Genomic DNA, 20,990 nt, shown 5'->3' with positions numbered 1-20,990 from the left:
AACACATCGACGCGGGGTGGAGCAGTTCGGTAGCTCGCTGGGCTCATAACCCAGAGGTCGCAGGTTCAAATCCTGTCCCCGCTACCACGTGCAGACCGGTGCGGTGGGAAGTGCAAATTCCTTCCGCACCGGTTTTTCGTGTTCCCGCTTCCCTCGAATGGTGTCTTCGGCCTCCGCGGGGAGAAGAGCCCGGATTCCGGGAATCCGGGGCCGGCCTTTCCTGCCGCGTCGGATACGGCGGTTCGCCGGCGGCGGGTGGGACGTGTCACGCCGCCTGTATACGGTGCCGGTCCGGGGTAGCCGATTTGGTGTTCGCACCGGGAAACGATAGTGTGGAAACACATCGACGCGGGGTGGAGCAGTTCGGTAGCTCGCTGGGCTCATAACCCAGAGGTCGCAGGTTCAAATCCTGTCCCCGCTACCAGTGAGGAATCCGGCCCCGGTTCTCCGGGGCCGGATTCTTTTCGTGTTTCGCGTATCCGGCGGGTGCCCTGTGCGTTTCACACGTCCGCGGCCCGCTCCCCGGACGTCTCGTACCGGTAGGCGGGCAGCGTCACCGTCACCGAGAGTCCGCCGCCCTCCCGCGGATGCGCCGCGACCTCGCCGCCGTGCGCATCTGCGATCGAGCGCACGATGGACAGGCCCAGACCAGCGCCCTTGGCTGTAACCAGCCGGTCGGCGCCCGGGCGGCGGAAGGGCTCGAACAGCAGCGGCACCTCGTAGGGCGGCACCACCGGACCCGAGTTGGACACCGTCACCTCGGCCGGGCCGTCGTCGCGGGTTCGGGTGACCACCGCGACCCAGCCCTGTCCGGCCGCGTCGTCGCCCGCGTTCCCCGCGTCCTCGTCGGGTGCCGCGTTGTGCCGGACGCCGTTCTCGACCAGGTTGTGCACCAGCCGCTCCAGCAGTGTCGCATCGCCGGTCGTCGGGGCTTGGGCGGCTTCCCTCCGCACCGACACCCCGGCCTGGCGCGCCTCCTGCTCGGTCTGGCCGACCACGTGCTCGGCCACGTCGGCGAGGTCGACCGGGTAGCGCTCGACGAGCTCGTTCTCGGAGGCGGCGAGCAGCAGCAGCCCGGTGATCAGCCGCTCGTGGCGGTCGTTGACCTCCAGTAGGTCGGCGCCGAGCTGCTGCACTTCGGCGGGGGCCGACCTGCGGTGCATGGCCATCTCGATCAGTGCCCGCCCGAGCGTCAGCGGGGTGCGCAGCTCGTGTGAGGCGTTGGCGACGAAGCGGCGCTGGCCGTCGAAAGAGCGGTCCAGCCGTTCGACCATGGTGTCGAAGTTGTCGGCGAGGTCTTTGACCTCGTCGTCGGGGCCGCGCAGCGCGATGCGTTCGTGCAGCCCCCGGTCGGCGGCCGGTGCCGCGGCGATGCGGCGGGTGGTGTCGGTGACCTGGCGCAGCGGCGCCAGCATTCGGCCGGCGGCCAGCCAGCCCAGAGCCGCGGCGGCGATCCCCACCAGCACCAGCGCGACCGCGCCCTGGGTGATCAGCGAGGTGACGGCGGCGTCGTCGACCCGGGCGCGCTGGATCGCGCCCCACTCCTGGGCGGCCCCGTCGGGCGGGTCCGGCGTCGAGGCGGCGTCCGTGTCGCCTTCCGCAGGAGGAGCGGCCGAGCCCCTCGGCGCTGGTTCCGGCTCGGCAGGAGGCGAGAGCGACGCGCCGGGGGTGTTCTGGCCCGCGGTCGCCCCGCCGGGGGAGGAGAGCAGGACACTGGACTCCAGTTCCTGCTTGAACAGGCCGTAGGTGACGACGAGCAGCACCATCCCCGCGGCGAGGAAGACGGCGGTGTAGACGAGGGTCAGCCGCGCGCGCAGCGAGATGCGGCGGGGCAGGACGGCGGTCGGCTTCATGGGATCCGGTACCCCACTCCCGTGACGGTTTCGATGACCGGCGGATCGGCGATCTTGCGGCGCAGTTTCATCACGGTGAGCCGCACGGCCGGGGTGAACGGGTCGGCGAACTCGTCCCAGACCTTTTCCAGCAGGTACTCGGACGACACGGCGGCCCCCTCGGCACGCAGGAGTTCGGCGAGCACCCCGAACTCCTTCTTGGCCAGGGGCACAAAGCGCCCGTCGCGGTAGACCTCGCGGCGCGCCGGGTCGAGGCTGATACCGGCGCCGCGCAGTATCGGCGGCGCGAGGGGGCGCGAACGCCGCCCCAGCGCCTGCACGCGGGCCGCCAGCTCCGCGAAAGCGAACGGTTTGGCGAGGTAGTCGTCGGCCCCCAGCGACAGCCCGTCCACGCGGTCGCTGATCCCGGCGGCGGCGGTCAGCATCAGCACCCGCGCACCGGCGCCGGAGCCGACAAGGTACCGGCAGACGTCGTCGCCGTGCACGGCGGGCACGTCCCGGTCGAGGACCACCACGTCGTAGTCGTTGACCCCGACCTGTTCGGTGGCCGCCGCACCGTCGTAGGCGACGTCCACCGCGTGGGTCTCCTCGCGCAGCCACTCCGCCACAGCATGCGCCAGCACCGGTTCGTCCTCGACCACCAGAACCCGCATCGGCCGCAGCCCCTTCCATCCGCGAACGTCGCCAGGCCGCCGTCTCGCCGTGCGGCCCGAACCGGGATCCATCATCGCCGGTCGCCGTGTTTCCTCGGTGTAAGGCGCCCGGTGTCCCTGCCGCGGTACGGGTGTGATCCGGTGCGGTCCGCTCCGCCGGAAAACAGGGAGGAAACGCGCCGTCCGGTTCGATCGCTGCCCGAACGGCCGGGATCCCCCGGCCCGGCGACAAGGAGACAGTGCGATGCGAACGTGGCTGAAGCGCAGCGTGTGCACGGCCGTGCCGCTGCTCGCAGTGGGCCTGGCCCTGGCGGGGTGCGGCCCCGAGGGCGGACAGCACGGCGCCGACGCGTCCGCGAGTCCGAGCATGAGCAGAGACGAGAAGCGGGTCGCGTTCACCGAGTGCATGCGCGAGCACGGCGTGGACATGTCCGATCCGGACGGGGAGGGCGGCGCCGGCCTCCGACTGGACGAGGGCACCGACCAGTCCGACGTGGATGAGGCCGTGCAGGCCTGCGAGGAGTACCGGGTCGGCGGGGACGCCGGAGCGGGCGCCGATCCCGCGGACACCGAGAAGCGCACCGAGTACGCCGAGTGCATGCGCGAGAACGGGGTCGAGAAGTTCCCCGACCCCGCCCCGGAATCGGGTGAAGGGGCCCGCGAGGCCGATGAGGACGTCGTGAACGACCCCGACCTCGACCAGGCCGTCGAGGAGTGCCGTTCGCTCCTGTCCGGTACCGCCGGCGGTGGCGAGTGATGCGCGATACGACGCCGGAAGGCGGCGGCAGCCGAGAACCGGAGGATGCGGTCGTCCGCGGCGCATCCGAGGGAGCCGCCTCCGCGGAAGGCGGAACGCGGGACACCGGCGGAACCGGCCGCAGCGTCGCCGCGGATTCCGCCGGATGCGCATTGCGCGGCGGGAAGCGCCGCCTGTGGACCGGGGCCGCTGCTCTCGCCGTCCTGACGGTCGCGCTCGGCGCGGCGGCGGTGCACCTGACCGCGGGCGCACCCGCGCAGAGCGAGGAGGGCGGCGCCGGTCTGCCGCCCGCCACAACCGAGGTAACCCAGGAGGACTTGACCGACAGCCGCTCCGCCTCCGGGAAGCTGGGCTACGGCCCTGTGACCGAGGTGTCCGGCCGGCAGAGCGGCACGCTGACGAAGCTTCCGCAGAGCGGAGCCGGGATCGGCCGCGGCGAGACGCTGTTCGAGGTCGACACCGACCCGGTCACCGTGATGTACGGCGACCACCCCGCCTACCGCCGCCTGGCGGTCGGCGCCGAAGGGACCGACGTGCGGCAGTTGGAACGCAACCTCAGCGAACTCGGCTACGAGGGGTTCACCGCCGACGGCACCTATACCTGGGCCACGGCCACCGCGGTCATGGAGTGGCAGCGGGACCGCGGGACGGAGCAGACCGGCACGGTCGAGCTCGGCACGGTGGTGTTCACCTCCGGCGCCGTCCGGGTCGACAGTCTCAAAGCAGAAGAAGGCGACCGGATTCGCACGGGCGGGCCCGTACTGGAGTACACCGGCACGCAGCAACTCGTTACCGCAGAGCTGGAGCCGGAGGACCGGCGGCTCGCCGAGGAGGGCGGCGCCGTCGAGATCACCCTGCCCGGAGGCGAGTCGGTCGACGGGCGGATCGAGGACGTGGCCGTCGCGGTGCGCCCGGAATCGCAGGAAGAGGATCGGACTGTCGTGGAGGTCGTCGTCTCCTTCGACGGCGAGGAGGCCGAGCGTGCGGCCGCAGAGTATCCGCTGGCAGCCGTCGACGCGTCGTTCGTCGCCGAGACCCGCGAAGAGGTGCTGACCGTCCCTGTCGCCGCGCTGGTCGCGATGAACGGAGGCGGATTCGGAGTCGAGGTGGTGGATGAGTCGTCCTCGGCGTATGTCCCCGTAGAGACGGGCCTGTTCGCCGACGGCCGGGTGGAGGTCTCCGGAGACGGGATCAGCGAGGGCAGCGTCGTAGGGGTGCCGAAATGATCGCGCTCACCGGTGTGTACAAGCGCTACCCCGGCGGTGTCACCGCGCTCGACGGGGTCTCGGTGGAGATCGGGCGCGGCGAACTACTCGCCGTCGTCGGACCGTCCGGGTCGGGCAAGTCCACGATGCTGAACATGCTCGGCACGCTCGACCGGCCCAGCGCGGGGCGGGTGGACGTGGACGGCTACGACACCGGTGCCCTCGTCGACGCCCGGTTGTCGGCGCTGCGGGCGAGCCGCATCGGGTTCGTCTTCCAGCAGTTCCACCTGGCCGGCGGTGTCTCGGCGCTGGAGAACGTCGCCGACGGCCTGCTGTACACCGGGCGGCGGCCGCCGGAGCGGCGGTCCCGCGCCGCGGCGGCGCTGGAGCGGGTCGGTCTGGGGCAGCGGATGAACCACCGCCCCCACGAGCTGTCGGGCGGTGAGCGCCAGCGGGTGGCCATCGCCCGCGCGGCGGCGGGGGATCCGCCGCTGCTGCTCGCCGACGAGCCGACCGGCGCGCTCGACTCCGTCGCGGGGGCCGGTGTCATGGCGTTGCTGCGCGAGCTGCACGCGGCCGGGACAACCGTGGTGGTCATCACGCACGACGAGGAGATCGCGGGCTCCCTGCCGCGGCAGGTGCGGATGCGCGACGGCCGGGTGGTGGAGGATCGGTGCACCGTGTCGGCCGGGGGCAGTGCCGACGCGGCGGGCTCCGCCGAACCGGCCGGGCGGACCGGCGGCGCTTCGGCGGGCGCGGAGGCCGAGCCGCCCGGTACCGCGGACGCGGACGGTCGGGAGGTCGGCCCATGACCGCACGAGAACTGCGCCCGGCCCGACTGGGACCGGCCGACATGCTGAAGGTCGGCGCGGTGGGACTGCGCACGCGGCCACTGCGGGGGTTCCTTTCGGCGCTGGGTATCGCCATCGGGATCGCCGCCATGGTGGGGGTCGTCGGTATCTCCGCCTCCTCCGGCGCCGAACTCGACCGCGAACTGGACAAGCTGGGCACCAACCTGCTCACCGCTCAGCCTGGCACCACGCTGTTCGGGGAAGACGCCGAACTGCCCGCCGCGGCGGAAGGGATGGTCGGCCGCATCGACGCGGTCACCGCCTCCTCGGCGATCGGCCGAGTGGAGGGCGCCGACGTCTACCGCACCGGTCGGATCGACGAGGCCGAGACCAACGGGCTGGCGACCTATGCCGCGCGCACCGACCTGCGCGCGACCACCGGCGCCGAACTGGCGAGCGGCACCTGGCTCAACGAGGCCACCAACGGCTATCCGGCCGTGGTGCTCGGTTCGTCGGCAGCGGAGCGGTTGGGGATCGGGCGGGCGAGCCCCGAAGCCCGGGTGCTCGTCGGCGGCACCCGGTTCACCGTGATCGGGGTGCTGGAACCGGCGCCGCTGGCGCCGGAGCTGGACACCGCGGCGCTGGTCGGCTGGGAGGCGGCCGAGGCCGAACTCGGCTTCGGCGGCCACCCGACCCGCATCTACACGCGCTCGCCGAACGACGACGTCCCCGCGGTGCGGTCGGCTCTGGCCGCCACAGCGAATCCGGAGGCGCCCGACGAGGTCGACGTCACCCTGCCCTCCGATGCGCTCGCGGCCCAGCAGGCCGCCGACCAGGCTTTCACCGGGCTGCTGCTGGGACTGGGCGCGGTCGCCTTGCTGGTGGGCGGGGTCGGCGTGGCCAACACGATGGTCGTTTCGGTGCTGGAGCGCCGATCCGAAATCGGGCTGCGCCGGTCGCTGGGCGCGACGCGCCGACAGATCCGCGACCAGTTCCTCGCCGAGTCGCTGCTGCTGTCGGCTATCGGCGGGCTCGGGGGCATGCTGCTGGGCGCGGCGGCAACCGGGGGCTACGCCCTCTACCAGGGGTGGCCGACCGTGATTCCGCCATGGGCCTGGCTCGGAGCTCTGGCGGCGCCGCTGGTGATCGGTGGCCTCGCCGGGCTCTATCCGGCGATCCGCGCCGCGCGGCTGTCGCCGACCGAGGCGCTGGCCGCGCCGTAGCCGCCCGATCCTCGGGGCCGTCCGCACGGACGCGGCGGGCGGCCCCGAACCCGTGCCGGTGCGCGTGGTGCCGCAGGGCGTGCGGCGGCGCAGGTCGTTCGATTTGGTGTGCGCACCGCGAAACGATAGTGTGGAAACACATCGACGCGGGGTGGAGCAGTTCGGTAGCTCGCTGGGCTCATAACCCAGAGGTCGCAGGTTCAAATCCTGTCCCCGCTACCAATCGAAACGGCCCGGTTCTCGGAAACGAGGACCGGGCCGTTTTCCGTGCGCCTCTTTCCCGGATGGTCCCGGAAGCATTCGGACCCCGGACCGGCGGCTACGGCGCCGGGGCGCCGGCCCCCGCGACCGTCGCCTGCGCGTGCACGTCGAAGACCCTGTCGCAGGAGTCGCGTACACCGTCGTTGTGCGTGGCGACCACCACGGCGCAGCCTTCGCGGCTCATCCGGCGCAGGACGTCGACGACCATCGCGCCGTTGGCGCTGTCGAGCGCCCCGGTGGGCTCGTCGGCCACGACCACCGAGGGCTGTTCGACCATCAGCCGTGCCAGGGCGACACGCTGCTGCTCGCCACCGGAGAGATGGTGGACCTTCTCCTTCTCCCGGTCGGCGAGGCCGACCCGCTCCAGCGCGCCGGCGTTGTCCGTCGTGGATCCGCGCCGCCCGGCCCGAGCCGGGTGAGGTCGGTGCCGTCGAACAGGATCCGCCCGGATGTGGGCGTCTCCAGCAGGCCCAGGCAGTTCAGCAGGGTCGTCTTGCCGGATCCGCTGGTGCCGACGAGGGCGAGCACCTCGCCGGCGTCGACGGTGAGGTCGAGTCCTTCCCACAGCGTGCGGCGGCCGAAGGACTTGGCGAGTTCGTGCACGGAGATCATGGGTGTTCCTTCGGAGAGCGGGGGCACGCCTGGCTGGCGCCTTCGCGGACGATGCGGCGATGGAAGACGGCGAGCGCGCCGACGGCAAGGGCGAGTCCCACCGCGGCGATGCCTGCTGCGTAGAGCGGTTCGAAACCGGGTGTCGTGAGTTCGCTCAACCTCCCCGCGGCTGTACGGCGCGCCTGCAGTGCCGCCGGCGTGTCCCACGTGAACCAGCCGACGAACCCGAGCGCGATGGCCGCCTCCACTGCGAGGAATCGGCGGTGCGTGGCGAGGAACGTCCAGCCGCTGATGTGGCGGGCGAAAACGGTCTGGGCTCGGGCGCGGACGGCGACGATGCAAACGGCGATGGCCGTCAGCAGCAGCACCGCGGAGGCACCGGTCAGGTTGAAGCTCTCGATACGCATGCCACAGCTTTGTGGGCGCGCCGCCGGTGCTCGGCTTCAGCCCGTGTTCGGCCAGGGCATCGGTGAGCACCCGCTTGTTCTCCGGTGGACCGAAGACGAGGTAGAAGCCGCGCGGATAGCTGGCAGGCGCTTCGTCTCGAACCGCGGTGGTACCCACCGCCGTCGATGCGCGGCACACGTCGGAGCGGACGTAGTAAGAATAGACGGTGTCGTCCCCAGGGTACTCACGTGTTGCCGGGAGCGCTTTGGGTCTTTTCTTGCATGGGCGTTTTTTCCGGTCACGCGGATTCCCCTTGGCTGGTGTCACCGGTTGCCGTGCCGGAGGCCGTTAAACCGATTGCGGGGGGTGTACGTTTGTTTCTCGCCATGCGTTCGGGGGTGCGCTGGAAATTCGCCGTTCGGCGTCCGGTCCGACTGCGCGCGCGGTCGCCTCCGGGCCAAGGCCCCTGACGCGTCCCGCGGTGCCGGCCCCGGGCATCCCCGGGCAGCGATCAGGGGCGGTCCCCGATGGCGGCCGCAGCGGCCCGCCCGTAGGTTCGCCCCCATGAATGAACACCGTCTCCGGAGATCCCGCGCACTCGTCCTTTTCGTTTCAGCGGCCGCCACAACGGCGGTCCTCGCGTCGGCGCCGGTCGCACACGCCGGCGAGCGGTCCCCGGGATCGGGCCGCCCGGCGACCCAGGCGGCGCTGGAGAGCGTCGTCGACAACGGCACCCCCGGCGTCATCGCCCGGGTCGACCGCGGCAAGCGGTCGTGGAACGGCACGGCCGGAGTCGCGGACCGGGAGCGTCCCGGTCCCCGGCGCCCGGGTGAGCACTTCCGTATCGGCAGCATCACCAAGACCTTCACGGCGGTCACGATGCTGAAGCTCGAAGCGGAAGGGAAGCTGAGTCTGGACGACAGCGTCGAGGAGTGGCTTCCCGGAGCGCTCGACCACGACGGCTACGACGGCCGGAGTATCACGCTTCGCCGGCTCCTCAACCACACCAGCGGTGTCTACGACATACTCCGCGACCGCGGATTCGCCTCCCGTTACACCGGTTCGGCGTTTCTGGAGCACCGCTACGACAGCTGGACGCCGGACGAACTCGTGGAGATCGCGACCTCGCACCCGCCCGAGTTCGCGGCGGGGACGCAGTGGAGCTACTCCAACACCAACTATCTCCTGGCGGGGATGGTCATCGAGGCCGCCACCGGGAAGAGCTACGGGGAAGCGGTGGACCGTCGCCTGCTCGGCCCCCATCTCCGGAAGACCGTCGTTCCGGGGTTCTCCTCCGCGGTGCCGGAGCCGCATGCGCAGGCGTATTCTCGCCTGTTCGTCGACGCTCCGGACGCGGAGGTCTACGACACCACCGAGTTCGACCCCTCTATGGCGGGGGCGGCCGGTGAGATCATCTCGACGACCCGCGACCTGAACCGGTTCTTCGGCGCACTCCTCGCCGGGCGGATACTCCCCGCGGATCAGCAGGAAGAGCTCCTCGCCGGTGTCGATACCGGGAACGGCTACCGCTACGGGCTCGGTGTGCGGACCTACCCCCTGCCCTGCGGGACGATGTGGGGCCACGATGGAGACATCCTGGGGTCGGTGACCTATGCCGTTTCGTCGAGGGACGGCAGCCACGTCGTGTCGTTGAACGAGAACGCGAACTGGAACGACGACGAACACGCCGAGAATGTGATCACGACGGAGTTCTGCGGCTAGCTAGTCGCCGACGAACCCGTCGCAGGCGATGTAGACGCCCTCCCCGGTGGTCCACACGACGGTGTAGGCGCCGCTCGACAGCGACGCGTCCGGGAAGTCGCCGGGGAATTCGACCTCGGCCCAGTCGCCGCCGGTGACCGTCGCCTGCGTCCGGACGGTGCTGTCGTCGGGCGCGGTGACGGTGGCCGTGACGGAGACGTCCGCCGAGCCTTCGGTGTCGCGCAGCTTCAGGGGTGCGCTCTCGGAAACGCCGTTGCGGGGCGCTGCGGTCTCCCACGCGCCGGGTTCGGCGGCGGTGATCCGCGGATCGCAGGCGAGGGCGTCGGGGTCGAAACGCAGCTCGGCCAGCGCCGACGGGTCGGTCTCCGGAGCGGCGGCGTCGGTGCTCGGGGCGATGCTCTCCTCCAGCTCGTCCACCGACGGCCCGGATCCGGAACCGCAGGCGGTCAGCGTGAGGCAGGCCGCTGCGGCGGCCGGGAGCAGGAGGCGCAGGGGGGTGCTGGGGAGCTGTGGCGACACGAGCCGCAGACTACTACGTCCCGTCGCTTGCCGGACCACTCCGGCTTCGCGCACCGCGGGCGCGCACCGGCAGGTGCGCACCGGTTCACGTCAGCCGCAGCGGCGCCGGTCCGCCGCCCGGTGTGGGGCCGCCGTTGAGCCGGGTCAGCGCCGCGTCGTGCAGGACCCCGTTGGTGCACACCAGCGGTCCGCCGTCGACGAAGTCCTGTCCGCGCAGGTCGGTCGCCCGGCCGCCGGCCTCTTCGAGGATGACCGGCAGCGGCGCGGCGTCCCACAGCGACAGTTCGGGCTCGGCGGAGATGTCGACCGAGCCTTCGGCGACCATGACGTGGGACCAGAAGTCCCCGTAGGCGCGCGTGCGCCACACCGACCGGGTCAGGCCGAGGAAGCCGTCCAGGCGCTGCTGCTCTTCCCACTCCGACAGGTCCGAGAACGACAGCGACGCGTCGTCCAGCGTGGACACTCCCGACACCGTGCAGCGGGTCGCCTTGGTCAGGCTGCGCCCGCACCAGGTTCCGCCGGCGCGCGAGGCCCACCAGCGGCGGGTCAGCGCCGGAGCCGAAACGACACCGACCACCGGGCGGTCGCCTTCGAGCAGCGCGATCAGGGTCGCCCAGACGGGCACGCCGCGCACGTAGTTCTTGGTGCCGTCGATGGGGTCGAGGACCCAGACCCGGTGGCTGACACCGGTCCTGCCGTATTCCTCGCCCACGACGGCGTCGCGCGGCCGGGCGCGGGACAGCACTCCGCGCAGCGTCTCTTCGACGGAGCGGTCGGCCTCGGTCACGGGCGTCAGGTCGGGCTTGGTGTCGACTTCGAGGTCGAGCGCTCGGAAGTGCCTCAGGGATATGTCGTCGGCCGCGTCCGCGAGGACGTGGGCAAGACGCAGATCATCGTCATAGGACGCCATGGCGGCTTACGCTACCGTTCCGGGCACCGGTGCGGACGACCGGCTCCCTGCGGATAGGAGAAATCGGTGACTGCCGTGACAGTATGGCGGCATGGGCCAGGCGAATGAGCGGCCGACCCCGCGCAGCGCGGCGTCGGGTACCCGGACGCGACTTCTCGACGCCGCATACGTCGAGGTCGTGGGCGGCCGGTGGGCGCGGATGCGCATGACCGACATCGCCGCGAGCGCGGGAGTGTCGCGACAGACGCTCTACAACGAGTTCGGCGCGAAGGAAGGGCTGCTGCAGGCGGTCGTCGTCCGCGAGGCGGGGCGGTTCCTGGACGCGGTGATGGACATCCTCGCCCGCTCCACCGGTGATCCCGCCGACGCGGTCGGCGAGGCGGCGCGCTGGACCCTGTCGGCGTCGGCCGGCGACCCGCTGCTGGGTGCGATCATCACCGGCGATTCCGAGCTGCTGCCGGTGCTGACCACGCGGGCCGAGCCGCTCTACGTCGAGTTGGGCGCGCGGATGACGCAGTACCTGCAGGAGCGCTTGCCCGAAATCGGCGCCGAGCGCGCCGAGGCCGTGGCGGAGGTGGCGCTGCGGCTGACTCTGTCCTACGTGCTGCTTCCCACGACGTCCGACCAGGCCGCCCGGCGGGTCCAGCTCGCGGTGCGCAGCATGGTGGAGGCCTCGCGGAACCCCGCGCGCACGCACGCGCCGGGACGCTGAACGCCTGAGCGCACGGCCGGCGCGGGGGATCGGGGGGCCCCGTGCGCCGGACCGCGTCAGATCAGCGACAGCACACTCAGCAGGCTCATGACCGTGACCAGGACGGCGGCGCCCAGCAGGACGAATCCGCAGTACTGCATCGGGACGAAGAACAGCGTGTGCCGGTTCCGGAACACGACCCGCTCGCCGGTCTGCGGGTGGAACCCGGGCCGGGGCGTGTTCAAGCGCTGTCCGAGGAAGAAGACGGCGATCCCCGACGCGACGAGCCCGAAGGCGACTCCGAACGGGGCCAGCTCGCTGCCCAGCGCGGATTCGACGATCAGGCCGGCCGGTATGCAGCACGCTGCGGCGATCAGCACCGTCAGAATTCCCCAGCCACGCCAAATGATCATTTTCCGTCCAAATGCTTATGTCGGTCGATTGATGACATAGAAATATACAGGCGGCTTTTCGTCCGTGCACATCGGGTGTTCGGAGCACGCCTGGAATGCGCGTCCGCGTCGGCGGGCGCGGCGCGCCGGCGCGGGTGAGCGGCGGCCGCGGGCGGCCGGCCCACCACGGCTCCGGTTCCGCGCCTACTCGGTGTCGCGGCTGCTCAGCAGGCGGCGCAGGGAGTCGACGCGCTCGGCAGCAAGCCGCCCCGCGGCGACGCCGGCGTCCAGCGCGCAGCCGGGCGCGTCGCCGGTGTGCGGACAGCCGGGCGGGCACCGGGCCACCTCGTCGGCGAGGTCGGCGAAACCGGCGACGACGTCGTCGGGACGCACATGGGCGAGCCCGAAGCTGCGCACGCCCGGTGTGTCGATGATCCAGCCTTCCTCGAACGGCAGCGCCACGGCCGAGGTCGAGGTGTGCCTGCCGCGCCGGGTGACGGGGTTGACGTGGCCGACCGAGCGCTCGGCTTCGGGTGCGAGCAGGTTCACCAGCGTCGACTTGCCCACCCCGGAGTAGCCCACCAGGACGCTGGTCCGGCCGGTCAGGCGCTCGCGCAGGGCGCTCAGATCGCCGGTGCTGCTGGTGACCACGTGGGCCACGTCGAGCCCGCCGTAGGTGCGCAGCAGACCGCCGGGATCGGCCAGGTCGGCTTTGGTCAGGCACAGCAGCGGTTCCAGCCCGGCGTCGAAGGCGGCGACCAGGCAGCGGTCGACGAAACGCGGCCGGGGCTCGGGATCGGCCAGGGAGCAGACGATGGCCAACTGCTCGGCATTGGCCACGATGACCCGTTCGACGGGGTCGGTGTCGTCTGCGGTGCGCCGCAGCACGGAGGAGCGCTCTTCGACACGCACCACCCGCGCCAGGGTGCCGGGTCCGCCGGACAGGTCGCCCACCAGCCCGACGCGGTCGCCCACGACGATGCTTCCGCGTCCCAGCTCACGTGCCTTCATCGCCACGACCGCGCGGTCGTCGATCAGGCAGCTGTAGCGGCCGCGGTCGACGGCGGTGACGAAGCCCTGCCGGGCGTTCTCGTGCTTGGGGCGGTTGCGGGTGCGCGGGCGCGAGCCGCCGCGCGCGCGGACGGGGACGTCGTCCTCGTCCAGATCGCGCGGCCCGCGCTTCACTTCGCCACCTCGGCCCACAGCTCGGGGAATCCGGGCAGTGTCTTGGCCGTCGTGGCGATGTCGTCCACCTCCACTCCCTCGACCGCGAGTCCGAGCACCGCGCCGGAGGTGGCCATGCGGTGGTCGTCGTAGCTGTGGAACACGCCGGCGTGCAGCGGCCGCGGCCGCACCGCCAGGCCGTCGGAGAGCTCTTCGGCGTCGCCGCCCAGCGCGTTGATCTCGCGTACCAGCGCCGCGATCCGGTCGGTCTCGTGCCGACGCAGGTGGGCGACGCCGGTCAGCCGCGACGGGGTGGAGGCCAGCGCCGCGACGGCGGCGATCGTCGGGGTGAGTTCGCCGACCTCGCGCAGGTCGGCGGTGATGCCGCGGACCTCCCCGGTGCCGCGCAGGGTCAGGCCCGCGGATCCGGCGGAGACCTCTCCGCCCATCCGGGAGAACAGGTCGCGCAGGGCGTCGCCCGGCTGGGTGGTGTGCTCGGGCCAGCCCGGGACCGTCACCCGGCCGCCGGCGACCAGCGCAGCGGCGAGGAACGGCGCGGCGTTGGACAGGTCGGGCTCGACGGCGATCCCGCCGGTCTCGATCGGCCCGGGCGCCACCCGCCACACGTCGGGTTCGGACGTGTCGACGGACACCCCCGCGGCCCGCAGCATCTCCACCGTCATGTCCAGGTGGGGCCGAGACGGCACCGGCGGACCCTCGTGGCGGACCTCGACCCCCCGTTCGAAGCGGGCGCCGCTGAGCAGCAGCGCCGAGACGAACTGGGAGGAGCTCGACGCGTCCAGGCGCACCGTACCGCCGCGCAGCCCTCCGGATCCGCGGATGCGCAGCGGAAGCGCGCCGCGGCCGGCGTCCTCGACGTCGGCACCCAGGGCCCGAAGGGCCTCCAGCAGCGGACCGACCGGGCGCTCGCGCGCCCGCGAGTCGCCGTCGAAGGCCACCTCGCCCTCGGCGAGAGCGGCCAGCGGCGGCAGGAAGCGCATGACCGTTCCCGCGTTGCCGACGTCCACGCGGGCGGGCCCGCGCGGCCGCGCGGGCACGACCCGCCAGTCGGCACCGGAGTCCTCCACCCCGATCCCCAGCGACCGCAGCCCGGCGGCCATGAGGCCGGTGTCGCGGCTGCGCAGCGGGCGCCGCACGGTAGCGGGGGCCGACGCCGAAGCCGCCAGGACGAGCGCGCGGTTGGTCATCGACTTGGACCCCGGCAGCTCGACCGTGGCGTCCACGGGCGTGCGGGCGGTCGGGGCGGGCCAGTGCTGGGCGGATTCGGGCATGCCCCAAGGCTAACCGGCAGGCGGCGACCCCGGTGTCCCTGCGGCGGCGCTTCGGGCAGGATGCCGCCAGGGCGGGGACCGCCCCCGACGGACGTGCGCGCACCGCGACACCTAGGCACAGGAGGCACTGATGGCAGACAAGTCCCACCACTACCGGGTCGGCGTCCGCTGGACCGGCAACACCGGCTCGGGGACCGGCGGCGGCTACCGCGGATTCGAGCGCGCGCACGACGTCGAAGCCGAGGGCAGGCCCGTGCTCAAGGGCTCGGCCGACGCCGCCTTCCGCGGCGACCCCGAGCGGTGGAACCCCGAGGATCTGCTGGTCAGCAGCCTCGGCGAATGCCATATGCTCTCCTACCTCGCGCTGGCGCCGGCGGCGGGGGTCGACGTCGTCGCCTACTCCGACACCGTCGCCGGCACCATGACCACCCACCGCGACGGCTCCGGCGAGTTCGACGAGGTCGTGCTGCACCCGGTGGTCACCGTCGCCGAGGAGGGCATGGTCGCGACCGCCCGGCAGCTGCACGAGAAGGCGCACGAGAAGTGCTTCATCGCGCGCTCGGTGAACTTCCCGGTGCGCGCCGAGCCCGAGATCCGGGTGGCCGGCGGGCAGTGACGTGGGCCGGTGCGGGACGTGCGCGCCCCGCACCGGCCCACGCGGGCCGCGAGCGGCCCCGGTCCCCACCGGCAGGCGGCGTGTCGCCCGCCCCCGCTAAGCTGGTCGCCATGTGCGGCCGATACGCCCAAGCGCGCAACCAGCACGAGCTCCAGCTCGCATTCGACATCCCCGGGGCGGACGAAGGCGCGGCCCCGGCCGGCGGCGCCGCCGATCCCCGTGCCCGGCCGCCGCTGGAGGAGCTGGCGCCCGACTACAACGTCGCACCGGGCACGTCCGTCTACACCGTGCTGGGCACGCCTCCGGGCGAAGCCGCCGCCGACGGCGGCGGCCACCGGGGGCCGCGCACGCTGGCGACCATGCGCTGGGGGCTCGTGCCGTCGTGGGCCAAGGACCCCAGTGTCGGCTACAAGATGATCAACGCGCGCAGCGAGACCGTCGCCGAGAAACCCGCCTACCGCAGCGCTTTCGCCCGCCGGCGCTGCCTGATTCCGGCCGACGCCTACTACGAGTGGCAACTGCTGCCCGAGGGCCGGCCGGGCGACGCCGAGGCCGGCACGTCTCCGGTGACCGACGCCGGGCACCAGCGGCGCAAAGCCAGGTCCCGCAAGCGGCCCTACGCCATCGGCTACGCCGACGGTTCGCCGCTGGCCTTCGCCGGGCTCTTCGAACGCCGGCGCCACCCCGATCTCCCCGGCGACGACCCCGCGGCGTGGCTGTGGAGCTGCACCGTCGTCACCACCGGGGCGGCGCCGGAGCTGAGCGGCATCCACGAGCGCATGCCCGTGGTGGTCCCGCCGCAGCTGTGGAACGTCTGGCTCGACCCCGCCTCCGGCCCCGGCGAGCTGCACGACGCCTTGTCGGCCACGCCGGCCGGCGACTTCTCCGTCACCCCGGTGAGCACCGCAGTGAACAGCGTCCGCAACAACGGCCCGCAGCTGCTGCATCCCGCCGACACCCCGGAGCCGCCCGGCGGCGCAAGCGCCACACTGTTCTGACGCGGCCGCTGCGTCCGCCCGCGGCTCCCGCGCCTCACGCGTCCCGATTCCGCCGCCTGCCTGGAACCCGCCCGAAGCCCGCCGGTAGGGTGGCCACGATCACTCGATCGCCGTCGGCCGGACGCGGCCGGCGGTGCACCGTGACGACGGTGCGGCATCCGATCCGACACCGACTGCACAAGACCGGCCGCGGGGCCGCGACCCCGGAGCCGGCCGACGATCACAATTCCGCGGGAGCTCGCGCCATGGCGGGCTGAGAGGGTGGCTGCCCCTGAAGGGGCCGGTGCCGCCGACCGCAGAACCTGTTCGGGTAATTCCGACGTAGGGAGGCGTGCCTTGACGGCGCTTGACGACCGTAGTGTCCAGCCCGCAGTGACCAGCGGCCCCATCAAGGGATCGCAGAAGGTCTACCACGATGCCGCCGGCCCCGATGCGGAGGCGCTGCGCGTGCCGCACCGGCGGGTGGAACTGGACAATGGCAGCCACATCGACCTGTACGACACCTCCGGCCCCTATACCGAGTCCTCCGTCGACATCGACGTCCACTCCGGCCTGGAGCGCATCCGGGAGGAGTGGATCCGCGCCCGCGAACCCGTCGGTGGAGCGGTCACCCAGGCCGCCTTCGCCGAGGCCGGGATCATCACCCCCGAGATGCACTACATCGCCGCGCGCGAGGGCATGGACCCCGAGTTCGTGCGTTCCGAGGTGGCGATCGGGCGGGCGGTCATCCCCGCCAACCGGTGCCATCCCGAGTCCGAGCCGATGATCATCGGCAAGAACTTCCTGGTGAAAATCAACGCCAACATCGGCAACTCCGCGGTGACCTCCTCGGTCGCCGAGGAGGTGGAGAAGATGGTCTGGGCCTCCCGCTGGGGGGCCGACACGATCATGGACCTGTCCACCGGTAAGCGCATCCACGAGACCCGCGAGTGGATCGTCCGCAACTCCCCGGTTCCGGTGGGCACCGTGCCCATCTACCAGGCACTGGAGAAGGTCGACGGCGATCCCGCCGGGCTGACCTGGGAGATCTACCGCGACACCGTCATCGAGCAGGCCGAGCAGGGCGTGGACTACATGACGGTGCACGCCGGCGTGCTGCTGCGCTACGTCCCGCTGACCGCCCGCCGCACGACCGGGATCGTCTCGCGCGGCGGTTCGATCATGGCGGCGTGGTGCCTGGCCCACCACGAGGAGAGCTTCCTCTACACCCGGTTCGAGGAACTCTGCGAGATCTTCCGGCGCTACGACATCACGTTCTCACTCGGCGACGGGCTGCGGCCGGGCTCCATCGCCGACGCCAACGACGAGGCCCAGTTCGCGGAGCTGCGCACGCTCGGCGAACTGACCCACATCGCCCGGCGCCACGGCGTGCAGGTGATGATCGAAGGACCCGGGCACGTGCCCATGCACAAGATCGCCGAGAACGTGCGCTTGGAGGAGGAGCTCTGCGGCGAGGCGCCCTTCTACACGCTGGGGCCGCTCGCCACCGACATCGCGCCGGGCTATGACCACATCACGTCCGCCATCGGCGCCGCCCAGATCGCCTGGCATGGAACGGCGATGCTGTGCTACGTCACACCCAAGGAGCACCTGGGCCTGCCCAACCGCGACGACGTCAAGACCGGCGTCGTCACCTACAAGCTGGCCGCCCACTCCGCGGACCTGGCCAAGGGCCATCCCCGCGCCCAGGAGTGGGACGACGCGTTGTCGACGGCCCGGTTCGAGTTCCGCTGGCAGGACCAGTTCCATCTGGCCCTGGATCCGGAGACCGCCCAGGCCTTCCACGACGAGACGCTGCCGGCCGAGCCCGCCAAGACCGCGCATTTCTGCTCGATGTGCGGTCCCAAGTTCTGCTCGATGAAGATCACCCAGGACGTGCGCAGGTACGCCGAGGAGAACGGCCTGTCCACGGTGGCCGCCATCGACAAGGGCATGCGGGACAAGTCCGAGGAGTTCGCCGACCGCGGGAAGCGGGTGTACCTGCCCGTCGCCGAAGCCGATTAGAGAAGCGGGGCCGGGTGCGCCCGGCCCCGCCGCCCGGCGGCCGTCCGGCGGCCGCCGGGCCCCGCCCGGTGCCGGTCCGCCCTGCGGTCAGCGCTGGCGCGGCAGGGATCCGGCCACCGGCTTGCGGGCGCTGGCGAGCAGGTGCACACCCACGTAGTCGTCGGATTCGCCGGCGTGCAGCTCCATCTCGACCAGCCGCCCGAGCGCCTGGGGATCGCGCGCGAGCATCATCTCCACGGTCGAGGCGGAGAGCACGGTGCGCGGCCGGACCCAGTCGAGCTCCAGCCCGACGTCGCCGACGCCTTCGGCGACCTGTTCGGCCGTGAAACACCGGGTGATCGAGCCGTCGGGCCAGGGAACCAGCAGCACGTCGGCGCTGGGGGCGAAGCTCAGCTCCGGCCAGCGGTCCTGCTCGGCCAGCAGCGCCATGCCCAGAACGACCGAGTCCACGCACAGCAGCAGGCGCCCGCCCGGCCGCAGCACGCGCGCGATCTCGCCCAGCGAGGCCTCGGTCGCCAGGTGGCGCGACAGTACGCGGTTGTCGGCGACGACGCCGTCGAAGGCTCCGTCGGCGAAGCCCGACAGGAACGTGGTGTCGCCGACAACGGGGTGCAGCCGCCCCGGGGATCTCCGGCGCGCAGCGGGAACGCGGCCGTTGACCAGGGTGAGCGGCCGGCGCGGGGGCAGGTCGAGTGATCCGAGCAGGGTGACGACGTCGTGTCCGTCGGCGATCGCCCGCGGCGCGCCGCGGAAGTCGGGTCCGGACAGGTCGAGGATGCGCCCGGGCTCCTGAGGGAGCCAACGGGCGAGCTGAGCGTCGGCGACCGCCCAGTAGAACCGCCAGTAGGCGGACAGGGAGTCGCTGGTCGCGAAGTGCGCGGACGCCGTTCGTTCCGGGCGGGGCTCAGACACGGTGTCGGCGTCGGAATCCGGCGGGCGGGAGGACGCGGATTCGAAAGGGCCGTGGCACGCATGCTCCTCTCCCACGTCTGTGTCGATGGTTTTACCCTCACTCTTGCACGGGCTCACCCCGCGCGGGCGCGCACGCGACGGCGGTGCCGTGCGGTGGGTAGCCGACCCCCGGCGGAATCAGCCGGGCGGACCGGTTGTTGGCACCCACATCACTACCCGGCAGGTCAGGTTCGGAACACGCCCCCGGCGAACGCCGGGGCGGCAACCGGCATCGGGACCAGACGAGGAGAGTAAAGGCAGGTCAATGCCTACTGCTACCGCTGACTTCGCTGAAGCTCGCGCGGGCGTCCAGCCGCCCGGCGATGTGCCCTCCGATGGTGCGGCGTCGTATCGTGAGGCTACGGTTGCCCCACGGGAGGCCAGCACAAGGAGGCAGGCGGGCTTGAATCAGAGCCAGGAGACACTCGACGAGCAGTCGGCTCGGTTCGAGCGGGACGTGCTCCCGTACTTGGACCAGCTTTATTCGGCGGCGCTGCGGATGACCCGCAACCCCTCCGATGCCGAGGATCTCGTCCAGGAGACGTTCGCGAAGGCGTTCGGGTCGTTCCACCAGTTCAAGGAGGGGACGAATCTCAAAGCCTGGCTGTATCGGATCCTCACCAACACGTTCATCAACTCCTACCGCAAGAAGCAGCGCGAGCCCAAGCAGGCCGGTACCGAGGACGTCGAGGACTGGCAGCTCGCGCAGGCGGCGGCGCACTCCTCGTCCGGGCTGAAGTCGGCGGAGGCGGAGGCGCTTGAGCACCTGCCCGACACCGACGTCAAGCGCGCCCTGCAGGATCTGCCCGAGGACTTCCGCATCGCCGTCTACCTCGCCGATGTCGAGGGCTTCGCCTACAAGGAGGTCGCCGAGATCATGGAGACCCCGATCGGCACGGTGATGTCCCGGCTGCACCGCGGCAGGCGGCAGCTGCGGTCGATGCTGGAGGAGTACGCACAGGACCGGGGCATCCTGGATTCGGCGGACGGCGAGGACATCGCGGTAAAGGCGTCCAACAGCGGGTCGACTCGGAGGGACCAGCGATGAGCTGCGGAGGAGAGCACGCTACCCCGTGTAGCGAGGTGTTGGCGAAAGTCTACTCCTACATCGACGGGGAGCTCGAAGAGGGCAACTGCGCCGAGATCCGCGACCACCTCGACGAGTGCGGCCCCTGCCTGGCGGAGTACGGCCTGGAGGAGGTCGTCAAGAAACTGGTGGCCAAGCACTGCGGCGCCGACGCGGTGCCGGGCGACCTGCGCTCCAAGGTGCTGCATCGGATCGAGGCGGCGCGCGCCGATCTGCAGGTGCGCGAAGGCGTAGAGGCGGACTAGCCGGACGGGCCGGCCGGTTCGGGCGGACCGGGCGGCCCGGCGCAGCGCGGGTCGGGGGCGGGCGTCCGACATTCGCAGAACCCGACAACGCGGCCGAAATTCAGCGGACAAGCCGTGGGGCCGTGAAAGTCCGCACATATATCGAATTCGTGCTTGAACCGGCGGCCGGAACGGTCGCCGGTTCTTTCGTTCCGGGAGCCCCCGCGGGGCGGGGCGCCGTGGAACGCGCGCGAACGGCGCTGCGCCCCGCGGGTTTCGGACGGACGGCATCGCGGTGCGCCCCGGGGTGCGCCGACACGCCCGGATCCCCGCACCTTGAGGTCAAGAAATGGTCGCATTCTGTTGTAGACGATATACGAAACTCCGCAGTCGTTCGATGACACTGCGTGATCGTTCTTGGTAAGGAGCGTGCTGTAGTGGCCGGAAACCTTCGGGCGCGCAGCCCGATCCGACGTGCGGGGCGGTCTGCGCCCGGTTTCGGAGAGTAGTCATCGTGGCTACGAATCGGCTTAAGAATTCCGTGATCCGAAAACCGGATGCCAGTGGCGAGGCGGAGGCGTCCGACGCATCCGGTCGCTGAAATACGCGCCGCCGCGAAGCCCGTTAAACTGGCCTCCATATCCACCGGATTGGGTAATTCGTACGGCGCACCCGGGG

General features: G+C 71.7%; 19 protein-coding genes, 3 tRNA genes and 2 pseudogenes. 14 read left to right on the top strand and 10 right to left on the bottom strand.

Annotation, left to right across the window (positions count from 1 at the left end):
* Nucleotides 1–10: 10 nt before the first annotated feature.
* Together HNR25_RS07475 and HNR25_RS07470 are read left to right on the top strand one after the other, a co-directional pair.
* A tRNA-Met gene (locus tag HNR25_RS07475) sits at nucleotides 11–87 on the top strand.
* 260 nt (nucleotides 88–347) lie between these two features.
* Nucleotides 348–424: transfer RNA gene (locus HNR25_RS07470), tRNA-Met, on the top strand.
* A gap of 76 nt (nucleotides 425–500) precedes the next feature.
* Here the strand turns inward: HNR25_RS07470 and HNR25_RS07465 are convergent.
* The gene (locus HNR25_RS07465) at nucleotides 501–1,853 is read right to left on the bottom strand and encodes a sensor histidine kinase (RefSeq protein ID WP_184633963.1); all 1,353 of its coding nucleotides are present in this window, start codon (nucleotides 1,851–1,853) and stop codon (nucleotides 501–503) included.
* The gene (locus HNR25_RS07460; RefSeq protein ID WP_184633962.1) at nucleotides 1,850–2,506 is read right to left on the bottom strand and encodes a response regulator transcription factor; all 657 of its coding nucleotides are present in this window, start codon (nucleotides 2,504–2,506) and stop codon (nucleotides 1,850–1,852) included. The genes HNR25_RS07465 and HNR25_RS07460 overlap by 4 nt, the downstream gene beginning before the upstream one ends.
* 244 nt (nucleotides 2,507–2,750) lie before the next feature.
* On the opposite strand from HNR25_RS07460, the gene HNR25_RS07455 reads away from it, so the two are divergent.
* From HNR25_RS07455 to HNR25_RS07435, 5 genes are all read left to right on the top strand, one after another.
* A complete protein-coding gene (locus tag HNR25_RS07455) occupies nucleotides 2,751–3,263 on the top strand; it encodes a hypothetical protein (protein WP_184633961.1) in 513 nt (170 codons plus the stop codon).
* Nucleotides 3,263–4,489, top strand: coding sequence for a peptidoglycan-binding protein (locus HNR25_RS07450; RefSeq protein ID WP_184633960.1), 1,227 nt, complete (start codon nucleotides 3,263–3,265; stop codon nucleotides 4,487–4,489). The genes HNR25_RS07455 and HNR25_RS07450 overlap by 1 nt, the downstream gene beginning before the upstream one ends.
* Entirely contained in the window at nucleotides 4,486–5,280 is a 795-nt protein-coding gene (locus tag HNR25_RS07445; RefSeq protein WP_184633959.1) for an ABC transporter ATP-binding protein, read from the top strand. The genes HNR25_RS07450 and HNR25_RS07445 overlap by 4 nt, the downstream gene beginning before the upstream one ends.
* Entirely contained in the window at nucleotides 5,277–6,482 is a 1,206-nt protein-coding gene (locus tag HNR25_RS07440) for an ABC transporter permease (RefSeq protein ID WP_184633958.1), read from the top strand. Before HNR25_RS07445 ends, HNR25_RS07440 begins: the two co-directional genes overlap by 4 nt.
* Nucleotides 6,483–6,627: 145 nt before the next feature.
* A tRNA-Met gene (locus HNR25_RS07435) sits at nucleotides 6,628–6,704 on the top strand.
* 97 nt (nucleotides 6,705–6,801) lie between these two features.
* Here the strand turns inward: HNR25_RS07435 and HNR25_RS07430 are convergent.
* Together HNR25_RS07430 and HNR25_RS07425 are read right to left on the bottom strand one after the other, a co-directional pair.
* Nucleotides 6,802–7,355: pseudogene (locus tag HNR25_RS07430) on the bottom strand (ABC transporter ATP-binding protein).
* Nucleotides 7,352–7,762 (bottom strand): annotated as a pseudogene (locus HNR25_RS07425) (hypothetical protein); the annotation flags it as partial. The pseudogenes HNR25_RS07430 and HNR25_RS07425, both read right to left, overlap by 4 nt.
* A 544-nt stretch (nucleotides 7,763–8,306) precedes the next feature.
* On the opposite strand from HNR25_RS07425, the gene HNR25_RS07420 reads away from it, so the two are divergent.
* Nucleotides 8,307–9,464: a serine hydrolase domain-containing protein gene (locus HNR25_RS07420; RefSeq protein WP_184633956.1), complete on the top strand. Its 1,158-nt coding sequence runs from the start codon at nucleotides 8,307–8,309 to the stop codon at nucleotides 9,462–9,464.
* Here the strand turns inward: HNR25_RS07420 and HNR25_RS07415 are convergent, their stop codons facing one another.
* Entirely contained in the window at nucleotides 9,465–9,983 is a 519-nt protein-coding gene (locus tag HNR25_RS07415) for a hypothetical protein (protein WP_184633955.1), read from the bottom strand.
* Nucleotides 9,984–10,068: 85 nt separating this feature from the next.
* Complete coding sequence (hisN, locus tag HNR25_RS07410) at nucleotides 10,069–10,893, bottom strand: histidinol-phosphatase (protein WP_184633954.1); 825 nt, start codon at nucleotides 10,891–10,893, stop codon at nucleotides 10,069–10,071.
* 91 nt (nucleotides 10,894–10,984) lie between these two features.
* Here hisN and HNR25_RS07405 point away from each other — a divergent pair, with 91 nt between their 5' ends.
* A complete protein-coding gene (locus HNR25_RS07405) occupies nucleotides 10,985–11,605 on the top strand; it encodes a TetR/AcrR family transcriptional regulator (protein WP_184633953.1) in 621 nt (206 codons plus the stop codon).
* Between the two features lie 56 nt (nucleotides 11,606–11,661).
* Here the strand turns inward: HNR25_RS07405 and HNR25_RS07400 are convergent, their stop codons facing one another.
* The 3 genes from HNR25_RS07400 to aroA all read right to left on the bottom strand — a co-directional run bounded on the left by HNR25_RS07400 (nucleotide 11,662) and on the right by aroA (nucleotide 14,432).
* Nucleotides 11,662–11,997 (bottom strand): hypothetical protein, encoded by a 336-nt coding sequence (locus tag HNR25_RS07400; RefSeq protein WP_184633952.1) that lies wholly within the window; start codon nucleotides 11,995–11,997, stop codon nucleotides 11,662–11,664.
* 183 nt (nucleotides 11,998–12,180) lie between these two features.
* A complete protein-coding gene (rsgA, locus tag HNR25_RS07395; RefSeq protein WP_184633951.1) occupies nucleotides 12,181–13,161 on the bottom strand; it encodes a ribosome small subunit-dependent GTPase A in 981 nt (326 codons plus the stop codon).
* On the bottom strand, nucleotides 13,158–14,432 hold the full coding sequence (gene aroA / locus HNR25_RS07390) for a 3-phosphoshikimate 1-carboxyvinyltransferase (RefSeq protein ID WP_184633950.1): 1,275 nt from the start codon (nucleotides 14,430–14,432) through the stop codon (nucleotides 13,158–13,160). The genes rsgA and aroA overlap by 4 nt, the downstream gene beginning before the upstream one ends.
* 130 nt (nucleotides 14,433–14,562) lie before the next feature.
* Between aroA and HNR25_RS07385 the strand changes: the two genes are divergently transcribed.
* The 3 genes from HNR25_RS07385 to thiC all read left to right on the top strand — a co-directional run bounded on the left by HNR25_RS07385 (nucleotide 14,563) and on the right by thiC (nucleotide 18,050).
* Nucleotides 14,563–15,048: an OsmC family protein gene (locus HNR25_RS07385; RefSeq protein WP_184633949.1), complete on the top strand. Its 486-nt coding sequence runs from the start codon at nucleotides 14,563–14,565 to the stop codon at nucleotides 15,046–15,048.
* A gap of 110 nt (nucleotides 15,049–15,158) precedes the next feature.
* Nucleotides 15,159–16,046 carry an SOS response-associated peptidase gene (locus tag HNR25_RS07380; RefSeq protein WP_184633948.1) on the top strand — a complete coding sequence of 296 codons (888 nt, stop codon included), beginning with the start codon at nucleotides 15,159–15,161 and terminating at the stop codon, nucleotides 16,044–16,046.
* A gap of 336 nt (nucleotides 16,047–16,382) precedes the next feature.
* A complete protein-coding gene (gene thiC, locus HNR25_RS07375; RefSeq protein WP_184633947.1) occupies nucleotides 16,383–18,050 on the top strand; it encodes a phosphomethylpyrimidine synthase ThiC in 1,668 nt (555 codons plus the stop codon).
* An 87-nt stretch (nucleotides 18,051–18,137) separates the two neighbouring features.
* Here the strand turns inward: thiC and HNR25_RS07370 are convergent, their stop codons facing one another.
* Nucleotides 18,138–18,962 (bottom strand): class I SAM-dependent methyltransferase, encoded by an 825-nt coding sequence (locus HNR25_RS07370; protein ID WP_184633946.1) that lies wholly within the window; start codon nucleotides 18,960–18,962, stop codon nucleotides 18,138–18,140.
* Nucleotides 18,963–19,404: 442 nt separating this feature from the next.
* On the opposite strand from HNR25_RS07370, the gene HNR25_RS07365 reads away from it, so the two are divergent.
* On the top strand, nucleotides 19,405–20,049 hold the full coding sequence (locus HNR25_RS07365) for a sigma-70 family RNA polymerase sigma factor (protein ID WP_184633945.1): 645 nt from the start codon (nucleotides 19,405–19,407) through the stop codon (nucleotides 20,047–20,049).
* Nucleotides 20,046–20,333: a mycothiol system anti-sigma-R factor gene (gene rsrA / locus HNR25_RS07360; protein WP_184633944.1), complete on the top strand. Its 288-nt coding sequence runs from the start codon at nucleotides 20,046–20,048 to the stop codon at nucleotides 20,331–20,333. The genes HNR25_RS07365 and rsrA overlap by 4 nt, the downstream gene beginning before the upstream one ends.
* The last annotated feature ends 657 nt before the right edge of the window (nucleotides 20,334–20,990 follow it).

Source organism: Streptomonospora salina (genome assembly GCF_014204715.1).
In the GTDB taxonomy this organism is placed as follows: Bacteria; Actinomycetota; Actinomycetes; order Streptosporangiales; family Streptosporangiaceae; genus Streptomonospora; species Streptomonospora salina.
Note: the sequence above shows the minus strand (reverse complement) of the source record. Positions and strands in the feature narration are given on the sequence as shown.

Bases quoted from the DNA above. Each gene is read 5' to 3' on its own strand.
- aroA (WP_184633950.1), bottom strand. From the start codon at position 14,432: ATGCCCGAATCCGCCCAGCACTGGCCCGCCCCGACCGCCCGCACGCCC.
- HNR25_RS07405 (WP_184633953.1), top strand. From the start codon at position 10,985: ATGGGCCAGGCGAATGAGCGGCCGACCCCGCGCAGCGCGGCGTCGGGT.
- hisN (WP_184633954.1), bottom strand. From the start codon at position 10,893: ATGGCGTCCTATGACGATGATCTGCGTCTTGCCCACGTCCTCGCGGAC.
- rsrA (WP_184633944.1), top strand. From the start codon at position 20,046: ATGAGCTGCGGAGGAGAGCACGCTACCCCGTGTAGCGAGGTGTTGGCG.
- HNR25_RS07440 (WP_184633958.1), top strand. From the start codon at position 5,277: ATGACCGCACGAGAACTGCGCCCGGCCCGACTGGGACCGGCCGACATG.
- HNR25_RS07420 (WP_184633956.1), top strand. From the start codon at position 8,307: ATGAATGAACACCGTCTCCGGAGATCCCGCGCACTCGTCCTTTTCGTT.
- HNR25_RS07385 (WP_184633949.1), top strand. From the start codon at position 14,563: ATGGCAGACAAGTCCCACCACTACCGGGTCGGCGTCCGCTGGACCGGC.
- HNR25_RS07380 (WP_184633948.1), top strand. From the start codon at position 15,159: ATGTGCGGCCGATACGCCCAAGCGCGCAACCAGCACGAGCTCCAGCTC.
- HNR25_RS07400 (WP_184633952.1), bottom strand. From the start codon at position 11,997: ATGATCATTTGGCGTGGCTGGGGAATTCTGACGGTGCTGATCGCCGCA.
- HNR25_RS07460 (WP_184633962.1), bottom strand. From the start codon at position 2,506: ATGCGGGTTCTGGTGGTCGAGGACGAACCGGTGCTGGCGCATGCTGTG.
- HNR25_RS07465 (WP_184633963.1), bottom strand. From the start codon at position 1,853: ATGAAGCCGACCGCCGTCCTGCCCCGCCGCATCTCGCTGCGCGCGCGG.
- HNR25_RS07450 (WP_184633960.1), top strand. From the start codon at position 3,263: ATGCGCGATACGACGCCGGAAGGCGGCGGCAGCCGAGAACCGGAGGAT.
- HNR25_RS07445 (WP_184633959.1), top strand. From the start codon at position 4,486: ATGATCGCGCTCACCGGTGTGTACAAGCGCTACCCCGGCGGTGTCACC.
- HNR25_RS07455 (WP_184633961.1), top strand. From the start codon at position 2,751: ATGCGAACGTGGCTGAAGCGCAGCGTGTGCACGGCCGTGCCGCTGCTC.